The sequence below is a fragment of the Acinetobacter sp. Root1280 genome (genome assembly GCF_001425285.1).
In the GTDB taxonomy this organism is placed as follows: Bacteria; Pseudomonadota; Gammaproteobacteria; order Pseudomonadales; family Moraxellaceae; genus Acinetobacter; species Acinetobacter guillouiae.
Map to the genome: position 1 here is coordinate 19,394 of NZ_LMED01000028.1, position 21,537 is coordinate 40,930.

Sequence of the window (21,537 nt, forward strand, 5' to 3'; positions counted from 1 at the left end):
ACATCAACTGTTTCTTTATAATTCCATATGCTTTTGCGTATCGTATATTTCTGTATTAGGATTTTAACGATATATAAAATTGCTTATTTTATGAAGGCTAATATATCAAAAAAAGGCGCATCAACCTCCTTTATTCAATAAAAGTATCAAATACTTATAGCAAAAAGTTGCGTTTTTTTTGCATTTTATTTTAGATTTGATTAAATGTTTTATTTGATGGAATTTAAAAGTAACCATATTTAAACAATAATCGTTGATCATTGTACTGCCTGAATCACTCTTTAGAAACTTAAATGATTTAGTAGCAAGTGTTGAGCTTGCTACTTAGATATTTTTATGCAACTGACCCGTTGTTTTTATCAAATTGACCATGGATGTAGTAAAATGAAATTAATTTGAAAATGTATAAAACCTCTATTTGGGGAATAATCCTGTGAATTTTACTGATCCAATGAGATTAAATGCATTAATAATTTTAAGTTTAACTTTCAAACAAAAATGGATGATATCAAGATGGTAATAAAAAGAATTTATTTATTGGGACTATTGCTGTTGACGATAGAAGGTTGGGCTGAAGTAATACCAAATACGACTAGTACAGAGTCATTGCCAGATGTTGAGGTAATGCAAACCTTATCCACTAATAATACCCCTATAAAGTACATAAAAAGACCAAAAATCACCTATCCTAAAAATCTTAGCGATTTCGGTAATAGGGGTAAAGTGCTGCTTAAAGTATTAATTACTGAAACAGGTAGAGTTAGTGAAGTTGAGGTACTGGATTCACCACACCCCGATTTAGAACGTGCCGCTGTTCAAGCTGTCATGGGGGCACTGTTTGAACCGGAAAAAATTAATGGTAAGCCACAAAGCGGCTTTGTGAAAATACCCATTGAATTTTCTGTGTCAGCAGGTTTAAGTAATGGTGTTGATCCTTTTAGAATCCCTGCTGCATCAAAAAACCTTCCAGCAGATTTACAGTATGATGTCGCACCGCAGATTCGTATAGCAGCCCCTTTAGTTTATCCCTATGAGCTACTTAAATCGAAAACTACTGGTAAAGCTAAGGTGTATGTAGTTATAGATCCTGATGGAAATGTGCGTCAAGCCAATGTGCTTTCAGCCAGTGAGCCATCATTTGGCTTAGCTGCGAAGGCTTCTTTACAGTCATGGAAATTTTATCCTGCAAAAAAAGATGGTAAACATAGTTGGTCAGTGATCACAAAAGAACAGAATTTTAATCAGTTTAATAGAGATACATCAAATAGCCACTCAACAACTCAAATATTGGCTGATTTAGAGCGTGGAAAAACAAAAATCTATGAGTTGAAAGATTTAGATTCGGTACCTAAACCATTATATGCACCACACCCTGAAATGCCTATAGGTTCTGATAAATCACAAAAATCAAAAGTAATGTTAGAATTTTATTTAGATCAGGATGGTATGGTGATTTTACCTAAAATTGTATCTGGGAATAATGATGAATTTAGTTGGTTGGCGCTTACAGCGGTTAAACGTTGGCAGTTTGATATTCCGAAAGTAAATGGCAAGGCAGTTGTTGCCAGATTAAGACTGCCAATTCAATTTGATTAAATTAAAGGTAGTACTCAGATTCTGAGAACCAGGTATGGTGGAAATCACCACAACTGAAATTACTAAGGATCTGACGATCATGCAGCCCCTTGTAACTACACTTTTAGTGTAGCTATGAATATAAGATATACATCTGATACTTAGATTATGAGTACCTGTTAATCACACTAACCCACTTTTGGTTGGTTAGTTTGGGAGATGGTGAATATTGGTCTAATACCTCATCACCATGGAAGCCTATAGGTTACAAATACAAAGCATGGCATGTAGAATTTAAAACTGGTTTTTTAGCCCCTACACTTAACTACACAGAATACCTTGCCCTCTCTAAGGCTGTTCGTAATAGTAAATAGAAGTACAGCAATTAATTTTAACTTTTAATTACTACTGTTGTATTATTAACAATCAAAAGAATTTAGATACAAAAATGAGAGCTAATTATGAAAAAAATATGTTTTATCACTTCATTAATCGTAGTTTTATCAGGATGTAGTAACTATGTATTACCGAATGGCGAACAACTTGGTAGTAAACGATGGGAGGAAATAAGTGATAGAATGAATAAAAAAGTAGGACTTTCTGAGCAAGAACTTATTAGTCAATGGGGTGTACCAAACGGTAACTATACCCTTTCAAATGGTTCAAAAATTATATCTTATGATGTATATAATTCTAGAAAAGATAGTTATTGTGAAGCAAAATTTTTAATTGAAAGGGGTAAAGTAACAAAATGGGGACATTCTGGTAATAAGGCTTGTGGACTCGGGTCAGCTTCACCTTCAAAATTAATTCCAAAGACTCCTCTTCCTAAACCTACTTTATGAAATTAATTTACTTAATGCTACTTCTCTTGGTTAATCCTTATTAAATTGAAGCCCTCAATTGAGGGCATTTCACTTTATACTTCCGTTACTCCAGTTGCAGATACACCTTTTAAAACAGGCAAATCATAACGAAACTCAGCAGGTTTACTTGTTTTCCCATACCATCGAAATTCCTGAAAATCAGATTCATTATAAAGCGCATAACAAACCATATTTGATTGATTTCCACCAATACAGACCAACTTACCTGTCTTACTATCCCGACCTGCAACAAAGCAAACATGGCCACCACCGCTTCGAGTTTTGATTGCTACACAGCCATAGGCTGGTTTTGATAGTTTAAATCCATAGTTCACATAATCAAGTGCGCAGTACCAATGTTTTGGATATGCCACACCAGTAGATTTTAGACACCACGCCAAAAATGTACCGCACCAAGGTGTTTCATCTTCTTGCCACCATGAACCCAAGGATTGAATCCATTTTAGGATTGTTGGGTTATGAGCTGTTTTGCTTGTATTTTCTTTTAAACCTAAATGTTTTTTGGCTTCGACCATCCAAGCTAAATCATTTGTATTTGATAGCAGTGTTGAGATCAGTGTATTGACGGTGGTTAAATTTAACTGAGGCTCATGCAATTCTGGCTGCTTTTTCAAACGAGCTAAAATCAAAGCTACACCAACAAAAGCGCCAACATATTCTTTCCATTATTCGGGAATTGAGTTTTTGAACTCTTGAGGAGTAATATTCCATAGAGTCAAAAGTGCTCAGAGAATAAACTCAAAGCAAAAAAATGGCGCTTATTGCGCCGATCTGTAGTGATTTAAGCTTGTATGACTGTTTCCAATTATCGATTAATTTCATTTAATACTCCACGTGTTTGCTTGGCGTTTAAGCCAAGACTCAATAAACGTACTTCCTAAAATACCTAATGTTGATGCTATTGCGATCAAAGTAAGAGGGTTTATATCAGGAACCTGTAAAACAATTGCTCCCGCTATCGTTGATGTTGCTGCTCCTAAAGTTGTTCGGCCAATAGCTAAACGCCATGTAAGTTTTCCACCAGAGACAAGTAGTTTGGCAAATCCAATACATGCCCCCATTGCAAGAATGAATAGTAAATTTTTCATTGCTCATAAATTGGGTCCAATAAAAAACCCACTCTGTTGAGTGGGTTTGATTAACATTCGATTTTGCTATTTAAGTCTTCCACGTTAGATACCTCCAACTTTATTTTTTTGAATCCAAGCAAGCCCACCAGCTGAAAATATAAAACTGATCACTGCAATATAAAAAAAAGAATTAATTCTATTATTCTGTTCTTTAGATACATAATGAACCGAGCCATGATTATTTAATGAAACAGAATATATTTTATCTGGTGTTTCCATACCCTTTGAATGGTAAGTTTCAAATAAATCAAGACCATAGAATAAGCTAGATATACTAGAAATTAGTAAAAATGCTGTAAAGAGATAAATTATAAGTTTTTTCATATCTTATCCAAGATATAGATTTAATCCAAGATACTAATTTTTATACAAAAAAGAAACCTCTCGATGGTGATTCCTTTTCACTAAACATTCTATCTTGGTTTTATTAATTTATTTATCGCTTGCTTTGTCTTGCCACAACTTTGCAGTTTCTTTATTTTCTTCGACCCCTAAGCCATGTTCGTACATAAATGCAATATCTCTCATTGCTTCTTTATTTCCTAGTGAAGCAGCTTTCTTGCGGATTTCTAATGCTTTTTGAGAATCTTTATTGATGCCATCACCTCGACTGTATAAATTCGCTAAGCCAACCATAGATTCAGAATGATTTTGATCTACGCCTTTTGAAAACCAAGTAAATGCTTTTTTGTAATGTTCATCAGCATCAGCTGGATCCATATCTTCAACCAACCCAGCATAAGTTGCATATCCATCACCAAGCCAATACATCGCTTTAGCATTACCATTTTCAGCAGACTTTGTAGCCCATAATTCAGCTTGAGTTTCATCCTCATCAACACCATAACCATGAATATATACATCGGCTAACTCCAATTGGGCAACAGCATCGCCACTTTTGGCTTTAGATAATAATTCATTTGAAAATGTCGGATTAGCTAATGTTTCCATGGAAAAAATGAGTCCTAAAATAATAAATATTTGTTTGAAATTATTCAATTTTCACCCTAATATAAGTCAGGTTTGTCTATAAAATTTTGATCAATGATAATATAAATATATGACAAATTGTGTATTAACTAATTTGTTAAATATTAATCAAAACATTTTTATCACTATGTCAGCTAATTGGAATCATTTTGTATACTCAGCTTCAGTATTTTTCAATCTAGTGGATTGGCTATTGAACTCATAAGCTAAAAAATTAAATTATTAACCATCTAATACACCAAACTTATGAAAAAAATATTTGTGGAAGATTATCAAGGACATTACTTATGTGCTCACAACATTGTGGATTTTACTGATATAAAATATTCTCGTCTGTTTGCACAAATCATTTTTACAACCTTAAGAGAACCTATTTCAACTGAAAAATTTGAAAACTTAAAGAACTTTGACTCTTGGTATGATTGTTGTGATTGGATAGAAAAATTTTTATCACTAATGCCCGATTTCAAAAACACTGGAGGTTTTTATGAAAACTCAAAACTATCAACCATTGATGCAATTGAACTCACCTCAAATTGCTATAGTCATTCAGATTATGAAAAGATTTCACATATAAATACCATCTACAATAACAATGAAGACTTTAGCCATCTAGAAATTATATTTATTGATTCAAACGATACAATAGTTAAAAATTTCTCTTCAGAAGATGCTGCAAAAGAATGGCTAAATGAACATTTTTATATGATGTAAAAAATTTGCATTGAAGAAATAAAAAACCTCCCTTGGGAGGTAATAACACAATCAATACCTAATCATTAAGTATCTTAGATTTCTTTATCTCTTCCAACTTAAAAATCTTGGAGCTAATTTTAATACCATTAGACGCATAGACAACTATCGGAAGTTTACTATTGTAATTAAGTATAGTATTACCGTTTAAGTTAATAGGAATCTCACCCATTTTAGGCATCTCAGAACAACCCATTAAAGTCGTAATTATGTTACCTAGTTTACCAACTTCATAATAAGCATATTGCATGCCCTCAACTAATTTTTTAGTATACTTTGCAGATCGACTTTTGGTATTACAATCTTGCATACCCTCCACAGAAGCAGTGATTAAGACTCTATAGTCTTCTTCATTTTCCTTAGGATCTAATAAAATTACATTTCTATTTTGATCTTTTTTAACTTCTGGATATACGTTTAAATCATTAGCACTCTTATTAGCATAAGCGCTGACCGAGATAGAGAACAAACATAAAATAAGAACTTTTTTCATGCCCCACCCTAAATTATAAATTTAGACCAAGATACTAATAATAGGGTTAAAAAGAAACCTCCCGAGAGAGGTTTGGTTTTACTAAAAATTTATAGAAAAGAAATAAACTATCCTTCATTAGCTGAAACTAAAGAAAAAGTAAATTTTTTTGTCTTTCTAAGTGGATATGGTTTGCCATTAATACTTAATGGGAGAAAACTTGCTTTTTCTCGAAATTCGTTTAATACATAATTATCCAATTTAGTTAATCCGCTACTTTCAGTAATCTCGGCTTTAGTTAATTTCCCATTATCATCAGCTTCTGCATAGATCGTTATTGATCTATCTTCACCCTTTAAATCTGATTTTTTTACAAAAATCATTGGTTCACTTTTATATCTCACTTCTCTTGAAACATTAAATTGAAAAGGCTGCTTTGCACGAGCTGGGTAATTGGTTTTCTCTTCCCCTTCATTCCAAACTCGTAATTTAGATATTTGAACAGCCCTTAATACTTTATGATCTAATTCTTCCAGTCCACTACTTTTAAACACCTCAGCGTGTTCAACCTTGCCACTCGCATCAGTTTTAAATGAGATTACGACATTCCTGTCATAGCCTTCTAATAATTCATTTTTAAACGAGACTTTTGGTGCTCTCATCCACCTGACTAACATTGTATTATTTGTAATTTTTTGCCCTTCTTGAGCTTGAACGTTTGATCCTAGATAAAACGTAAGTGCAATTAAAACTATATTTAAAATTTTCATATAAAGTTCGCTTAAACTAGTGTTTTTATAAATCTATAAATTTGACTTTTGGGGTGTAAAAAACCACCCTCAGTTGGTTTAATAACTTTAGATTAACTCATTCAGGTTCAATATTTCTTTCACAATCTTCTCGCCACTCATTTGCATAATTCTCAATAGCTTGCTCTTTAGCAAAATCAGTAGCGTATATTTGATATTGTTTTGCATTAGAAATCATATCAATGAGTAGTAAAGATTGGTTTTCCGATAACTTCCCACTTGTAGCTTGTAAATAATTTTCTATATCGAAACCTTGTTGGTATTCGGTCATTAACATAGATGCCATATTTTTCATAACCTGACAAGCGTCCTGTTCATATGCATATACAGTTGTGCTTGAAAGTAAAAATAAGAATAAAAATGTTTTTTTCATAATAAATTCACGTTTTATTTTAAAACAAGATACTAATAATTAATTCAAAAAGGAACCTTCGCTTTGAGATCGAATAAATAACAGAATCACCTCCCTCATCAAAAGGAGGATGTGCTTAGTTTCTGGTTAAATAGTGATGTGAATGAAGCTGTAGCCACAAAATGTAAAAAATCTGCTAAAGTAGCCGCTTAGATAGCGGCTTTTTTGTAAAAGCTGTTGTTTAAATAGACACTTAGCAAAGTGAGTAACATTGTGAGTAACTTCACAACCAGTCTACACATTAAGCAATATATTTCAAAAGGTTAAGTTTGATATGCTTCTAATGATCGAAAAGAAGAATCTTTGTATCTTATTGTTTCCATTAGTGTCTAATAAAAACATAACTCATTGTATTATTTAAAATATTAGTTTCCTATAGTTTCCTCAATTCCTATTTAATTGCGCTTCAAAACGGGTAATAATACGGGTAACGTCATTTTTCAGAAACTCGTTACCCGTATGGCAACATCAAAACTATCAGATGCCAAGATCAAGACACTGAAACCACAAGAAAAAATTTACAGAATACTTGATGCAGATCGTCTGTATATTGAAGTTCGCCCAACAGGTGTCAAAGTTTGGCGTTTTAAGTTTGTGCTTGATGGTAAAGAGTCATCAATGAGCTTAGGTGAATACCCTGCCATTAGCCTTGCTGATGCGAGAAATTTGCGTGAAGAAATGAGGGAGAAATTATCTAAAGGTATTCACCCGGTTAAAGAACGCAAAAATATTAAAAAAGCTGAACAAGAAAAAATCACAAATACTTTTAAATCGCTTACTGATGAATTTGTCAAAGAGAGACTTTCAAAGCGAACTGAAAAATATGTACAGCAATTCATGCGCAACATGGAAAAGGATGCTTTCCCTATAATTGGAAGCAAGGATGTGCGTGAGGTTACTTCAGGCGACGTACTTCAATGTATTAAGCACACAATGAAACGAGTTAAACGCCAAAAGAATTCAGGCACTGGTGAAGTTGCAGCAATCAATACAAGAAAATTTATTGGCGCAGTTATGCGATATGCTATTGCTACTCTCAGAGCTGATAATGATCCTACATATGCTGTTCGTGATGTTATTGCTAGACCAGCTGTAAACCATGCAAGACCATTAACCAAAGAAGAGAAAAAGCAAGCGCGTACTAAGCTTGAAAGTTATAGAGGTGCTGAAACTGTAAAAAATGCAGGCTTGATCCTTCTTTATACAATGCTAAGAACAATTGAAATCAGAAGAATGGAATGGTCATGGGTAGATTTTGATGATCGAGTTGTTAATTTTCCCAAATCAGCAATGAAGAAAAGTCGCGCGCATATTTTGCCTATGTCGGATCAGGTTTTTAATGTACTTCAAGCGCAGTACTTAAATTCAGGCAATAAAGACTTAGTATTCCCTGCTGTATATAAAGCTTCAGGCATGTTAAGCCAAATGACACTTAACAGAATGCTTGAGTATATTGGACTTGATGAAGTCACTGCTCATGACTTTAGAGCAACCGCCTCAACATCATTAAACGAAATGGGCTATGATGAGAAGTGGATTGAATCACAGCTTGCACATGCCGATGATAATAAAACAAGAGCTTCATATAATCATGCTAAGTATTTACAGGATCGTCGTAAAATGATCCAGGACTGGGCGAACATTGTTGATAGTTGGAAAGATTTGAAATGAAATTTATAATTTACAATCATTAAATTTGGTGCAATTTTGTAAACTGAACTTTCAGGTTAAACAATTATTTACTCTTTATTTTTGATTTTATCGGTTTCATTTGAGTAATATAAACTCAGTCAAAAGCAATAAGGAAACTAGAAATGGAACTAGATGATTATCAATTTAAAACATTAGAATTTATTTTAAAAAACGCATCTGTATCTGTTGAACATAATGCTAAAGACAATAATCTAAATCCTGAAACAGCATTAAGAATTCTTGAAAAAGTTGCAAGTGATGAAAACTATTTTCAAACACTTTCTGATAAACAATCTTTTATTTTTAATAAAACCGTAATGCCATTAATTTCTGAAGTTAAATGCCATGGAATAGTTGAAGGGCACTGCATAGGTGATGATTATCTTTATGGAGAAAGTCTAGTTGAAGCTTATCAATATGGGGAATTTATGTGCAGTGAGTGCAGTGCTGCTATAAATAGACATGGATCTGATTGAAATTTGAGTAAAAGCTCATGTGTTCAAACTATGAAATTCCCACCAGAGATGCCCTCGCCTTTCTTGATGTCGAAGTTGATCAGCTAGAACTTGATCTTAAGTCACACATCTATCCAGGTTACCATGCCCCTATTATCATGAAAAACTTTGATTTGGATTTCGGCAAGTTTGGGCTTTTGCCAAGCTGGGCTAAAGATTTTAAGTTTAGTTCTTATACTTATAATGCGCGGACTGAAACTGTTGCAGAGAAACCGAGCTTTCGACACGCTTGGAAATACAGTAAATTTTGTCTTGTGCCTGTGCAAGAATTTTACGAGCCAAAATATATTGACGGTAAACCACATTGGTACACGATCAAACGAGAGGATGGTCAACCGTTTACAGTTGCAGCCATTTATGATGACGCATTTATAAAAGACTCTAAAGTCAGATCGTTTTCAATGCTTACAATCAATTCTGATAACCACCCTTTTATGAAGCAATTTCATGCGCCTTCAGATGAAAAAAGATCGATCATAGTCATACCCGAAGATTATAGAAATGATTGGTTGAATGCTGATAAAGAAAATGCTCATGAGTATTTTTTTGAAATGCGTGATGAGTTTATCACTTTCCCGCGTGACCATTCATCTGAAGTAGCTAAACAAAGTGATCTATTTTAGATCAGCTATGATTATCCACAGCTTTTAAATTTGAAATTTTAAAACATACAAATTAAACTCTTGAATATGTAACGTAATCAAGTGATATTTTTTATGAATATTAAATCAAATTCAAGCTTCTCAAAAGCTAAACTTCAAAGGCTTAAAGACGCAAATCTAGATCACTTGAACGGTTCTAAAGTTATTGATATAAAAAAATATTCTTCAAAATCTCGTCAAATTTCTGACTTCTCTGAAATCTTGTCATTTCAAGCAATAACTAAAGCCTCAATCCCCTTAGTTTTAAACAAAATTGCTGCGGGTTTCCCCTCCCCAGCTGAAGATTATATTGATAAGACTGTCGACATGAATGACCTACTTATTTCAAATAAAGAAGCGACATTCATTGTTCAAGTTGAATCGCTTTCGATGAAAGATATCGGGATTGATATAAATGATTATTTGATCGTTGATAGAAGCATACGCTCTCAGCATCAAGACATTGTTATCGCATTCATTGATAATGATTTCACTGTAAAAAGAATGATGATTACACAAAGAATGTCTCATCAAGAATTGTTTGATATTTTTCATAATGAAAATGATCTTAGGAATCTTCCAGCAGTTTGGCTGAAACCAGAAAACATTGAATACCAACCTATCCTCCCCCGCTCAGAACAAGAATTAGTAATTTGGGGTGTTGTCACCAAAGTTATTAAGAACTTTAAATGAAACATGGAGAAAAGATATTTGCTCTTATTGATATCAATAATTGCTATGTCTCGTGTGAACGTTTCTTTAACCCCAAGTTAAACAATGTCCCTGTTATAGTTTTATCAAATAACGATGGGTGTGCTGTTGCTCGAAGTAATGAAGCAAAAGCAATGGGCATTAAAATGGGTGTGCCACTTTTTCAGATCAAAGATGTCGTAGAGAAAAATCATGTTCAAGTACTCTCAAGCAATTACGCTATATATGCTGAAATGTCGCGTAGATTTCATTCAATTCTTGCTGGCTATGTTGCACCTCATGAGCAAGAGATTTACAGCATAGATGAATGCTTTCTGGACCTGACAAGCTTTAAGCATAATTATGATTTGGTTGAATACTGTCAAGGCATGCGCGAACGAATTCAAGAGTGGATCGGATTGCCTGTTTCCATTGGAATAGGAAGATCAAAGACTGAAGCAAAAATCGCGAATCACATGGCGAAGAAAGGCAAGCGTTTTAATGGGGTTTGTGATCTTGCAACTATGGACCCGAAATATCGTGATTACTTCTGGTCATTAGTGGAAGTGGGCGAAGTATGGGGTGTGGGCAGAAAGCAAAATAAAAAATTGAATGATATGGGCATTAAGACTGTTCTAGATCTATCAAGAGCTAATCCACCCATAATGGGGAAAATGTTCACTGTCTGTATGCAAAGAACAGTATTAGAACTGCAAGGCATCTCATGTATGCCCATTGATGACCAACCAAAGCCTAAACAACAGATTGTTGCAAGCAGAACGTTTGGTATCAAAATAACAGAGCTTCAAGACTTAAAAGAAGCAATGTCGAAGTACGTACAAGACGCTGTTGGGCGTTTGAGAAAAGAGAAACTATTATGTGGTGTGATTACTGCTTTTGTTCAATCAAATCCATTTAATGCGTCTGCCCCTTACTATAGCAAAGCTCAAACGTACAAATTTGTAGAACCCACTGATTGTGTTTTGGATTTGGTTGAAGTCGCATATCTTTTACTTGAGAAGATATATAAACCAGGTATCAAATACAAAAAATGCGGTGTGTTTTATTCAGAGTTAATTCTGAAATCGAATCATATCCCTGACTTACTTTCTGAATATGAGACAAGAATACAGAATGAAAATCTGATGCAGGCTTATGAAGATATTCAAAGTAAATTCGGCAAGGCAAAAATTTCCGTTGGTCCGTGTTACTTCAAGGATCGTAAGTGGTCAATGAGTCGGGATATGCTGTCTAAGAATTATTTTACGAAGGCTGGGTTGATTAAGGTTAAGTGAGTTTTAATTAAATTATTAATATGTAATATAAAATTATTGACAAATATTAATTTTACATAGAGATTACGTCGTAATTGAATATTTTTTAATTTAGGTAATAAAATGGCAAATTTGTCAGATATGGAAGAGCTACTTCATAAAATCGAAAATGAACAAATTAGAGACTACATGAGAGAAGCATTAACCTGTTACATGACAAAAGCTTATCGCGGATGCATTGTTCTAAGTTTCATTGCACTGTTTGATGATATTACGTCAAAACTAGAAATTCTTGGAACAGTAAATAAAACGGCTAAAACCATATCCGATCAAGTAAAAAAAAGAAAAAATGAACAAGAAGTTTATGAAAACTACTTAATTGAGCAACTTAAGTCAAAGCAACTCTTGCAGGAGATTGATTCTGAATTTGCGGATATATTAAGAAAATTAAGAAATAAATCTGCGCATCCTTCAGGACATAAACCAAGTGCTGAAGAGGCTCGTTATGTTTTTTTTGAAGTCATTGATAGATTTTTATCTAAACCGATTTTTGCAACAACACATTTAGTAGATGAAATTGTAAAACGCTTGTCAAATTCAAATTTTTTCGTAGATACACGTGCCAACCAACTTTCTGAGGTTGTTAAGGAAGAGTCGTCTTCATTGCATATTGAAGCAATACCTCTATTAATAAACAAGCTTTTAAACTCTTTAATATCAGAAGATAAAACTATATCAAATAATGCAGACTTATTTATAAGCGGATTAGCATATAAAGCAGGTAAAGAAACTGCTGCATTACTTATGAAACATATTATCAAACCTAAAAGTGATGATCCTAAATTTAGTAATGTAATCCTAGAAGTTTTATCGTTACAACCAGCGATTTATAAAGAACTCACAGAGACTCATCGTAATAGAATTAAAACTATTCTCTATAAGAAAATCAATAACGATAACTTATCATTAAATCAAACAAAATTAAGACATCCTACTACAGTACTTAAATATTTAACTTCGGTTTACGGAGATAATGAATTTCTAAATGAATTCTCAAAAGTACTAAAAATTCTTTTTAAGAAGGCGCCAACCATCGAAATATTGACAACTTTATTCAAAAACAAGCCTTTAGTTTTTCAAGAATATATAACAACTATAATTAATCAAGCGGGGGATAACTCTTATGATATCGCTAATAATATCAATGAAAAAATTACTCTTATAGAAGACCTATATAAGAAATCAATATCAAATCAACAATCTTTTGAACTTATTACTGCCATTATAATTTCTGCAAAGTCGGGAGCATCAGAAGCAAAAGAATTATTAAAAAGTGAATTTTCCACTATCAATTTTACTAAAGAGAAATCTAAAGCTTATATCTTGGAGAATAAAATTAATGCATCCGAGTATTTTAAGTCTGTAACAGATGATGAAATTCCTGAATTTCTTCTATAAAAATTAGCCCTCAATCTGAGGGCCATGCTTCCCTCAATCTTTCTGCATCAGCTGCGTGTCTCCATTAGCAGCTTATGCCTTACCGTAAATTATGAGATACCAGTAAAATGATTAAAGAATTTCGTAAAAGCCATATCAATTTTTAATAAGTTTTAAAGAATATAAATTATGAATGAAAAGCTAATTATACTTTACAATTTTCCTCACAATGATTTGTATGAAAACTTATCGTTTATAGGAAAGTTGCATGAAAATAACATATGGGCTATTGAGGAATATTGGCTTTTAGAATGGGGAATTTATAATCTTGAAAAAAATTCATCTGAAAAATTAGATTCAGAAGTATTTAGGATTTTTAGTTTAATTATGTTTTACATAAGCTCACATTTGGATAAAAATGACTCCTTTAAAATTAAGAATTTGGAACTAGAATCAATTTATGAGTTTAGGGAACGAACTCAACTAGTATTTGAAGGATATTTCTCCAAAATGATGCCGAAGCAAACCATATTTGAAAAAATTAATCCTTTACTAACTTCTTATTCTATAGAGTAAATGCTAATTGAAAAAGCTCCCTAAAGGGCTTTCACGCAAATACCCACACTTACATTTGTATTGATGGTGTGGGCTGTGCAGCCTGCAAGTGTCATGCAAAACAATAAACTAATTATCTTGAGCTGCATATTTTAAATTCTCTGCAACACGGTTAGTCCACCCTTTACCATAGGTTGCCCAAGTTTTTAAGGATGTATAAAAACTTAAGCGCTCAGAAGCCAGCAGCATTAAAACATCATTCACTTCTTTAGCATTTACTGCAGCAATTGTTTTAGGCCCTATCATTCCATCATCTGGAACACCGACCGCCTGCTGTAGTTCTTTAATTGCTCGGCTTTTCCCTGCATTTACAGCGAAATCCCATAATTGAAAAACAATCGCTGGGTGTAGTTGGTCTGCACCTAATTTATCCCACCAATCCTTTTTATAAATAGCCTTGGCTTGATCAATGGTTAAGTTTTTAATATCTAAATTAGGATAAGTATTGGCAGCAATACCATATTTAGTTCCTTTAAATGTGCCACTACCAACCTTGCCACCTGTCCAGTTGCCTGGATCATTACGATCTGTAGAGTAACCACCCTCATGACCGATTAAACGTTCAAATGCTTTTTCAAAGTTCACGTTTCTTCTCCTTATTTTGCTCAGAATTACCGAAATAAAAGCTAACTACCGCACCAGTCCAACCAATAAGTGAGCCGATAACAATGTTTAATAGATCCTTGTTTTTTTCAGGAACATTGAAAAAGAAGAGACCAACAACAACGAGTACGGATAGTCCTAGTGTGATGTATGCAATATATGTTTTGGTTTGATCACTGTTCATTTTCGTGCCCTAGTACGTTTCGTTTACTTAAAACTGATATGTCTGTATCAAGCCGAATAAGTTTTGACTCAACAATCGCAATTCGTTGATTTGCGTCAGACATGCGCTGTTGTGTTGCTGATAAACTTTGAACTGTCCAAGTACCAAAACCTATCACACTCGCCAAGGCTGTTCCTGCAATGAGTTTTGCAAAGTTCAATCCGCCTTTTGCTTGGTTCATATCAGCTTGCAAAGTAACGATTGAATCCTTGTTTGAGCTCGATAAACTTTGATGCGCCTCATTTCGCTCAGAAAGCCGAATCAATGCGCTATTCATCTCAGACATTTGATGCTGCATGGAGTCGATTTTCTTTTCTAACCGCATCCCATACGTTTCGTTTTCAGACATGTAACCCCCTAATTTTTGGCAATAAAAAAGCACCCTTATGGGTGCTTGTAATGTTTGATATTTAGTAGTTTGTGACGTCAAGAATCATGTAATGGTGTCGACAAACACCTATAGATACAACAGAGGTATCTTCTACCTGATCAATCTTTCCAGAAGTTAAATACAATGTACTACTATCAATTGCAGCTACAGATGAATAGACATCAGCCTGATAAAATGTTTCCCAACCATTAGATATCCACTCAGCGTAAATTGCGAACATACGATTTAAAGGATAAATCGCATATTTTCTACCAACAGGTAATGAGATAGTTTTGCTATTACGATATTGATTACTACCACCTACTACTGGTGAATAGTTATCAGTCTCCATGATCATTTGAACGGGTTGCATGTATCTATGATTTGCATCAAATACTAACTTGCCATTCGCATCCCAAGCTTTAAAACCTATATTTGGGGTGTTATCAATCGGTCTACCAAAAATATAAATATCAATATAATTAGTCTCAGTATTTAACTTATTGACTGCACTTGGAATATTTTGCTGGTTCGCACCAGTCACCATCACTCGAACAGTCGAATCAGTTAAACTGTAGTAACAAGCACCACAGATAGAGCTAAAAGCAAGAACAGCACCGTCAATACCTGAAACATCGATATCATAACCCATCCAACCATAGACACCTGGTCCCGCTGTTTTAATAAAATATCGTCTTTCTTTCCGAACAAACGCTAAATTGAAGAATGAATCATCAATAACTTGAGTGATTTCATTATTAATTTCTAAATAGGATGCCATCAATACTCTCCTACATAGACTTTAAATGGCTTCGGTGCAGAGCTCCATGAGGCATAAGGTACAAATGAAATTGTAAGTTGGGTGCCAGAAACTGAAACCCTATAGTTATAACTCATTGGATCATAATAAGGCTCAGAATCATTGGCTATCAGGGGTTTATAGTAGTAGTAAAGATTGCCCTTTAAGGCTCTTGGTAATGAGACAGTCTTAGTCACATCCCCTGCATTAATAGTGACTTCTACCAATACTTTTGGTATTCGCTGAGTCCCATCGAATGAGACTCCCCCTTGTTCATCTTGCAACAAAATGCCTATTGGCATTACCAGACTCCTATCTTAACTCTTACACGGTTTTGACTATCTTTAACCTCAATATATGAGCCCGTAATCGTTGTTGTGCCATTACTATTTGAACTGGTAAACGTTCCTAAATTAGCACTAATAGCACTCAGGTTATCTGCGTAGATCTTACTCGCTGAAATATAACCAACTGACGCATTATCAAGATACAAGCCAGCAGGTACGATGGTTCCATTGGGTAACTCTGTTGGTGTTGATTGGTACACAAACGCATACTTACTCGATCCACTAGTACCTTCAGGTGGGGCAATTGCAAACTTGTTTGCACGAACAATGAAGTCGACAACACCACCATCATTACCAATCGCAACCCCACCAACTGTATTACCTGCAGCAACTTGAATTGTGGCTTTCGCCTGCAAACCATTAATTGATGATTGTTGGGTTTGAATCGATGCTGTATTTTCACCAACCTTTGTTTGCAAAGTGGAAGTTGCTGAAACATTGGCTGATACTGCATCGGCTGTTGCTTTAATCTGTTGCTGATATAAAGCATCGTTCTGATTCATCTGCGCAACAACCTGATCAGTACGAATCGATTGTGATAAATCTCCTTCAATACGTGCTGATTGTTCAGACCAAACACCTGCATAACCGCTATTGTTACCAATAAGATCAGTTTCAGAGCCGATTAAAGGTGGATTGATTTGAGCGTATACACCATCGATCCGTGTCGTTTGTGCTGTGATCTTGCCGTTATAATCCTCTTCAATCTCAGACTTAACTTGCGTTAATTGTCCTGTTGAGGCTTTATCATCTAGCTCCAATTCCAATGCGGCAATTAATTCAGCATTTGCATTTGATTTATCAACCGCTATTTGTGCTGAATTACGCACAGTTGCTAAAGCTTGATCATTTTCAACAATGTAAGTATCAATCTTTTTAACTGTAGCCTTGTCTCCCTCAATACGCGCTTGAACTTCTTGCTGTGCAAAGGCTTGAACATCATTGACTTGGGCAACAGTTGTATCGATTCGCTTACTTAAAACTAGATCACCTTCGACAATTGCTGATTGAAGCGACCAAGTTCCCGCGAAGCCTTGATCATTGCCAATCAAATCCGTTGCCGACCCAATCAAGGGAGGATTCAACTGCGCGTAAACGCCATCAGTTTTTTCAGCAGTCAGTTTAAGACTATCCGCAACAACTTTAATTTCTGATTGTGCAGCGGCTATACCATCATCACTAGACTTTTTAACAGTATCAACAACTTGAAGTACTGCATCATCACCATCAATAATTTGCTGTGATAAACCCTCTTTTGCTTGTTGAATCGCAGATTGACGATCAATAATTTCTTGGTTGATCTGATCCTTTGTATTCTGAATGTCCTGTTTAATTGGACCAATTTCAGCGTCGATCGTTTCGATATGATCAATCTTAGTTTTCAAATCCTGATTTAACTGACTTTCAGAGATTTGATCATTCAATAGTTCAAGTACATCTGATGCATCTGCCGAAGTCACACCACTGACCCAATCCGACCAATCACCCACATTTCCAATTCTGTCAATCAAGCGCCCGCGGTAATATTGACGTAAGTTTGGCTGCATACCTTGAATCGTGTGCACCGTTGTCGGATAAGCAAACAAACCCAGTTGAGCAATATTTGATGTGCTATCAGGTGAAACTTCAATCTCCGTATATGCTGTATCCAATGCTCCCACCGCTGGAAACAACCAGTTTAATTTCATGCCAAATAAAATACCTTCAGCATGGATATTGGCTAACTTTGGTGGTTTTCCTTGCTTGCCTTTTAGCTCTGTTAAAACTGAATATGTTGGCAAGGATGAAATATCAAAAGCACTGATTGCAAATACGCGTGCTTCATATTGCCCTGCGTAAATCCCCGCCACCTCAGCTGAGTTGCTTCCAGTTAATGGTAGTTTTAACCATGTGCCGTTATCTTTGCGCCATTCAACTTGATACTTAGTGGCATCTTTGGCTTGAGGCCAACTGATGACCATGGTTTCAACAGACATTCCCTGCTGAACCATTTGCTCACTGGAAATCGTGACTGATTCAACAGGATCTTGAGTTGTAGGATTGATGATAGAGATTGGCCGATCATCAATAAATGCACCATGATCAATGGCATCAAATTTAGAATCAGCATGTTGTAGTGCTGTGATGGTAAATTGGTGTGGTTCATCTTGTGAGATCGAAACTACACGAAATTTCATCGTCGCTAAATCTTGTGCATCAATCACCCAGACATTTTGTGGGGCAACACTATCAAATGCTGATACTACAGTAACAACTCGACCAGCAATGCTTGATACAACTCGTGCTTGTGCCTTTCCATTCTCGCCATTCACAACTAGACGATCACCAGCTCGGCAAACCACATCATCACGATCTAAAGTGATTTGTTTTAAATCAGCACTGACTGAAGAAATACGCCCACCGTTTGCACGACCAGCTAACAACTCATCAGCAAGTTCAATCACTTTACCAGGTAATGGAATATAACCATCCAACCCAACTTTAAATGTGACAGTTCGAGTTTCTAGTTGTTCTGTTTTTAAGGCCCATTGCCCCGTCCGTTGTGCTTGTCCTTCTGATGTACAGCCCCATGCCTCAAGCTCAAGTAATTTGACTGCGCCTCGATCACGTGCAATTGCTGATTCATCCCGAACGAACACATATTCAGTCTTATAGCGATTTTGCGGATTATCCCAAGCCACCTTGATTGCATTGTGACGATCACGTGCACGTGTACCTGAATAATTGATTCCTTGAGCACCATCAATGATATTTGCGGATGTGTAAGTAAACATTGTATCTTGTGGCAAATCAGCTTCACATACGATTGAATTACCATCCCAATAACTGATTGCACGAAATAAACCTGCAAGTTTGCTTAAAATATCAAAAGCAGATTCGGCACTTTGAATATATACATTACAAGTGAAACGAGGCTCTTGACCGCCTTTGCCATTCGGTACCAACTGATCACAATATTGTGCTAAACGATATAAAGACCATTTATCAATCATTTGCTCGGTTAAACGGTTGCCAAGTGCATATCGCTTATTGGTACATAAATCATAGTAAATCCAAGCTGGATTATTGCTATAAGCACGCTTAAATAGACCATCCCATATCCCGATGTAAGTTCGGCTTACTGGATCATAGTTGCTTGGTACTTTGATCTTTACACCCTTTAGATCTACAGCAATTTTGGCAATATTTGAGAATGTTTCAGCATCATATTGCACACCAATCAATGCAGTGTTTGGATAGGCAAGTTTAAGATCCACAACTTCAGTAATGGCCTGAATATACATCTTATCGCTGACATATTCAGAGCTTGAATTTGGTGTTTTACGTATGACGCGAATCAACCAATTATTATTGGCTTTGGGTAAGCCGATACGATGGGTACGTTCATAATTTGCTGAAGTTTTTCCTGACATTTGAGTATCAAGCATTAACTCCCATGACCCCCCATCTGTTTGCACTTCGATCGAGTAATCAATAACAAAACCTGAAACATCACCGTTGCTTGGATCTTGCTGTTTTAAGGCCCCAAAGCGCACTCTTAAAATCACGGCATCGAGATTAAGATTGGTAATCCCTTTAACCCAAGGCGTATCACTTTTAAGTTCAACACCAACAGCAGTTTCAGAAGCAATGCTTTCAAAACCTTCCATGTATGCCTGATCATTGGTACCTGAGCGAAAATCTAGAGTGACATCTTGAAAGTTTCTTGCACCACTATCGTTTTCAACGGGTGTGTCATCTAAATAGATAGACTTAAAGCCATTTGCCAAACCCTCAACTTCTCCTTCACTCATACCATATTGTAAACGTGCATAGGTTTTTGAAGCGGTGGTATCATTTGCAACTTTTGGTTGTCTTTGGCTTTGACTGCCACCTTTAGCGCCTTTTACTGTTTTAAGCATACTTTTTCCCACACAATAAAAAAGCGCTTAATGCGCTTATATTCTTCTTAAGATTATTTCTTACCACCACTGTTGCCACCGCCTGTAAAACCAGCATCTGCAGAACTAAAAGTATCTACTGCAAATTGACCAGCATTTACAATGAATCCACCAACTTCGCGCTGACCATAAAGAATCGGGACTGGATTGCCTTGTGCGATTGTGGTGACTGCCCCGCCAAAGCCAAAGTTAGACTTATTTCCATCTTGATTTTGATCTTGTACATCAACTTTTGGGGTAAGCATTTGAGCAACCCCTCCAGCAACCATGCCTACCCCCATCCCAACTAGCCATGCTTGCCCTGTCCATGCTCCTACAACAACCATAACCGCACCTAAGATTAAGTTTATAACACCACCATCTCCACCAGCCCCCATGACTTTAGGCACAATCTTGATAACTTTGGCACCAGTCTCAAAGTCGATTTGATCCTCAGAGATATTTTCATCATCTTGAAAAACAGCAAAGCTAAGTCCTTGTTCATGAGCGGTTAGCATAAATTGTTCAAAGCCGGGCAATTGGACTGATAGCGCTCTTACAGCTTCTCGGGTGCTTTCAACAGCAAGCTTAAATTCCTTACCAAACTTCTTTCCCAGTACGCCATATAATTTGATCGTTTTAAGCATTCTTATGCCTCACAATTTTGACAACACGCTCTCGCCATTGTTGCCCAAAGATTTCACGTACTGACTTTCGACCATAAGGATGATGCAGGATTAATGGTCCACCAAAACAACTTGTGCTTTCTTCTGACTTTAATTGCCACTGATCACCCAACCAAATCACAGCATGATTCGGGTGTTCTGTACGGCCAATATTACACACCAACATGTCACCATATTGAGGTTCGCTGACTTCATAAAATCCAGCTGCGTCTAGGTTTTCTAGATAAAGGGATTTATGATCTTTATCACTCCACCAATTATCTAAACGCTCGAAATCAATGAGTTTGATATTTAACTCACGAAGATAAAAATCACGAACAATTGAATAGCAATCTTGATATCCATGATGATAATCACGACCAATGAGTGGTGCTTTATAGCCACATGGCTTATAGACTTGAAAATCTACTTCAGGCCAAGCACAGATCACCCATGGTTTTTCATGAAGTTCAATTTGCAATAAATCTAAATCAGATGCGCGTGCTGTCGCGTTTGGATGTGAATGTACATAGGCTTGAATCTCACCTTGATCTTCAGCATTCGCCAAGTCTTCATGATGAATTTGAAACTGACCTTTTTCAGCGACATTACGGCATGGAATATACTCACCTGAAACAATAACCCCGCAACATTCTGCGGGGAAACATTGTTCAGCATGAGATAAAATCGCAGCTTTAAGTTTTTTATTTAATTTCAT

General features: G+C 35.6%; 25 protein-coding genes. 10 read left to right on the forward strand and 15 right to left on the reverse strand.

What is annotated here, in order from left to right; all coding sequences use genetic code 11:
• Nucleotides 1-498 precede the first annotated feature (498 nt).
• Nucleotides 499-1,596 (forward strand): TonB family protein, encoded by a 1,098-nt coding sequence (locus ASC84_RS19340; RefSeq protein WP_227515181.1) that lies wholly within the window; start codon nucleotides 499-501, stop codon nucleotides 1,594-1,596.
• A 440-nt stretch (nucleotides 1,597-2,036) separates the two neighbouring features.
• Nucleotides 2,037-2,420, forward strand: a complete 384-nt coding sequence (locus ASC84_RS19345; RefSeq protein ID WP_004724583.1) for a hypothetical protein — start codon at nucleotides 2,037-2,039, stop codon at nucleotides 2,418-2,420.
• Between the two features lie 74 nt (nucleotides 2,421-2,494).
• On the opposite strand, the gene ASC84_RS19350 is transcribed toward ASC84_RS19345, so the two are convergent.
• The 4 genes from ASC84_RS19350 to ASC84_RS19365 all read right to left on the reverse strand — a co-directional run bounded on the left by ASC84_RS19350 (nucleotide 2,495) and on the right by ASC84_RS19365 (nucleotide 4,543).
• Nucleotides 2,495-3,091, reverse strand: coding sequence for a TIGR02594 family protein (locus tag ASC84_RS19350; RefSeq protein ID WP_081409400.1), 597 nt, complete (start codon nucleotides 3,089-3,091; stop codon nucleotides 2,495-2,497).
• A gap of 189 nt (nucleotides 3,092-3,280) precedes the next feature.
• On the reverse strand, nucleotides 3,281-3,550 hold the full coding sequence (locus ASC84_RS19355) for a holin (RefSeq protein WP_056517692.1): 270 nt from the start codon (nucleotides 3,548-3,550) through the stop codon (nucleotides 3,281-3,283).
• An 84-nt stretch (nucleotides 3,551-3,634) separates the two neighbouring features.
• On the reverse strand, nucleotides 3,635-3,916 hold the full coding sequence (locus ASC84_RS19360; RefSeq protein WP_056517694.1) for a hypothetical protein: 282 nt from the start codon (nucleotides 3,914-3,916) through the stop codon (nucleotides 3,635-3,637).
• Between the two features lie 108 nt (nucleotides 3,917-4,024).
• Nucleotides 4,025-4,543 (reverse strand): tetratricopeptide repeat protein, encoded by a 519-nt coding sequence (locus ASC84_RS19365; RefSeq protein WP_056517697.1) that lies wholly within the window; start codon nucleotides 4,541-4,543, stop codon nucleotides 4,025-4,027.
• A gap of 285 nt (nucleotides 4,544-4,828) precedes the next feature.
• On the opposite strand from ASC84_RS19365, the gene ASC84_RS19370 reads away from it, so the two are divergent.
• A complete protein-coding gene (locus ASC84_RS19370; RefSeq protein WP_004724592.1) occupies nucleotides 4,829-5,296 on the forward strand; it encodes a hypothetical protein in 468 nt (155 codons plus the stop codon).
• A 58-nt stretch (nucleotides 5,297-5,354) separates the two neighbouring features.
• On the opposite strand, the gene ASC84_RS19375 is transcribed toward ASC84_RS19370, so the two are convergent.
• The 3 genes from ASC84_RS19375 to ASC84_RS19385 all read right to left on the reverse strand — a co-directional run bounded on the left by ASC84_RS19375 (nucleotide 5,355) and on the right by ASC84_RS19385 (nucleotide 6,989).
• Entirely contained in the window at nucleotides 5,355-5,828 is a 474-nt protein-coding gene (locus ASC84_RS19375) for an ecotin family protein (protein ID WP_056517700.1), read from the reverse strand.
• A gap of 107 nt (nucleotides 5,829-5,935) precedes the next feature.
• Nucleotides 5,936-6,577, reverse strand: coding sequence for a TonB family protein (locus ASC84_RS19380; RefSeq protein WP_004724596.1), 642 nt, complete (start codon nucleotides 6,575-6,577; stop codon nucleotides 5,936-5,938).
• Nucleotides 6,578-6,674: 97 nt separating this feature from the next.
• Nucleotides 6,675-6,989 (reverse strand): hypothetical protein, encoded by a 315-nt coding sequence (locus ASC84_RS19385; RefSeq protein ID WP_004724597.1) that lies wholly within the window; start codon nucleotides 6,987-6,989, stop codon nucleotides 6,675-6,677.
• Nucleotides 6,990-7,487: 498 nt separating this feature from the next.
• Here ASC84_RS19385 and ASC84_RS19390 point away from each other — a divergent pair, with 498 nt between their 5' ends.
• The 7 genes from ASC84_RS19390 to ASC84_RS19420 all read left to right on the forward strand — a co-directional run bounded on the left by ASC84_RS19390 (nucleotide 7,488) and on the right by ASC84_RS19420 (nucleotide 13,853).
• On the forward strand, nucleotides 7,488-8,699 hold the full coding sequence (locus ASC84_RS19390) for an integrase arm-type DNA-binding domain-containing protein (RefSeq protein WP_056517703.1): 1,212 nt from the start codon (nucleotides 7,488-7,490) through the stop codon (nucleotides 8,697-8,699).
• A 143-nt stretch (nucleotides 8,700-8,842) separates the two neighbouring features.
• Nucleotides 8,843-9,196, forward strand: a complete 354-nt coding sequence (locus tag ASC84_RS19395) for a hypothetical protein (protein WP_056517707.1) — start codon at nucleotides 8,843-8,845, stop codon at nucleotides 9,194-9,196.
• 17 nt (nucleotides 9,197-9,213) lie between these two features.
• Nucleotides 9,214-9,858, forward strand: a complete 645-nt coding sequence (locus tag ASC84_RS19400) for an SOS response-associated peptidase (RefSeq protein WP_056517710.1) — start codon at nucleotides 9,214-9,216, stop codon at nucleotides 9,856-9,858.
• Nucleotides 9,859-9,951: 93 nt separating this feature from the next.
• Nucleotides 9,952-10,569 carry a LexA family transcriptional regulator gene (locus ASC84_RS19405; RefSeq protein WP_056517713.1) on the forward strand — a complete coding sequence of 206 codons (618 nt, stop codon included), beginning with the start codon at nucleotides 9,952-9,954 and terminating at the stop codon, nucleotides 10,567-10,569.
• Nucleotides 10,566-11,861: a Y-family DNA polymerase gene (locus ASC84_RS19410; RefSeq protein WP_056517716.1), complete on the forward strand. Its 1,296-nt coding sequence runs from the start codon at nucleotides 10,566-10,568 to the stop codon at nucleotides 11,859-11,861. Before ASC84_RS19405 ends, ASC84_RS19410 begins: the two co-directional genes overlap by 4 nt.
• A gap of 102 nt (nucleotides 11,862-11,963) precedes the next feature.
• The gene (locus ASC84_RS19415) at nucleotides 11,964-13,298 is read left to right on the forward strand and encodes a hypothetical protein (protein WP_056517719.1); all 1,335 of its coding nucleotides are present in this window, start codon (nucleotides 11,964-11,966) and stop codon (nucleotides 13,296-13,298) included.
• Nucleotides 13,299-13,466: 168 nt separating this feature from the next.
• A complete protein-coding gene (locus tag ASC84_RS19420) occupies nucleotides 13,467-13,853 on the forward strand; it encodes an Imm41 family immunity protein (protein WP_056517722.1) in 387 nt (128 codons plus the stop codon).
• A 108-nt stretch (nucleotides 13,854-13,961) separates the two neighbouring features.
• Here the strand turns inward: ASC84_RS19420 and ASC84_RS19425 are convergent, their stop codons facing one another.
• From ASC84_RS19425 to ASC84_RS19460, 8 genes are all read right to left on the reverse strand, one after another.
• Nucleotides 13,962-14,477 carry a glycoside hydrolase family 108 protein gene (locus ASC84_RS19425; protein WP_056517726.1) on the reverse strand — a complete coding sequence of 172 codons (516 nt, stop codon included), beginning with the start codon at nucleotides 14,475-14,477 and terminating at the stop codon, nucleotides 13,962-13,964.
• Complete coding sequence (locus ASC84_RS19430; RefSeq protein ID WP_056517728.1) at nucleotides 14,467-14,679, reverse strand: hypothetical protein; 213 nt, start codon at nucleotides 14,677-14,679, stop codon at nucleotides 14,467-14,469. Before ASC84_RS19430 ends, ASC84_RS19425 begins: the two co-directional genes overlap by 11 nt.
• A complete protein-coding gene (locus ASC84_RS19435) occupies nucleotides 14,669-15,067 on the reverse strand; it encodes a hypothetical protein (RefSeq protein ID WP_056517730.1) in 399 nt (132 codons plus the stop codon). The genes ASC84_RS19430 and ASC84_RS19435 overlap by 11 nt, the downstream gene beginning before the upstream one ends.
• A gap of 61 nt (nucleotides 15,068-15,128) precedes the next feature.
• Nucleotides 15,129-15,869 (reverse strand): hypothetical protein, encoded by a 741-nt coding sequence (locus tag ASC84_RS19440; RefSeq protein WP_056517733.1) that lies wholly within the window; start codon nucleotides 15,867-15,869, stop codon nucleotides 15,129-15,131.
• Nucleotides 15,869-16,189 carry a hypothetical protein gene (locus tag ASC84_RS19445; RefSeq protein ID WP_056517737.1) on the reverse strand — a complete coding sequence of 107 codons (321 nt, stop codon included), beginning with the start codon at nucleotides 16,187-16,189 and terminating at the stop codon, nucleotides 15,869-15,871. The genes ASC84_RS19440 and ASC84_RS19445 overlap by 1 nt, the downstream gene beginning before the upstream one ends.
• Nucleotides 16,189-20,136: a host specificity protein J gene (locus ASC84_RS19450; protein ID WP_056517740.1), complete on the reverse strand. Its 3,948-nt coding sequence runs from the start codon at nucleotides 20,134-20,136 to the stop codon at nucleotides 16,189-16,191. The genes ASC84_RS19445 and ASC84_RS19450 overlap by 1 nt, the downstream gene beginning before the upstream one ends.
• Before the next feature lie 53 nt (nucleotides 20,137-20,189).
• Nucleotides 20,190-20,801, reverse strand: a complete 612-nt coding sequence (locus ASC84_RS19455; RefSeq protein ID WP_056517743.1) for a tail assembly protein — start codon at nucleotides 20,799-20,801, stop codon at nucleotides 20,190-20,192.
• The gene (locus tag ASC84_RS19460) at nucleotides 20,794-21,537 is read right to left on the reverse strand and encodes a C40 family peptidase (protein ID WP_056517746.1); all 744 of its coding nucleotides are present in this window, start codon (nucleotides 21,535-21,537) and stop codon (nucleotides 20,794-20,796) included. The genes ASC84_RS19455 and ASC84_RS19460 overlap by 8 nt, the downstream gene beginning before the upstream one ends.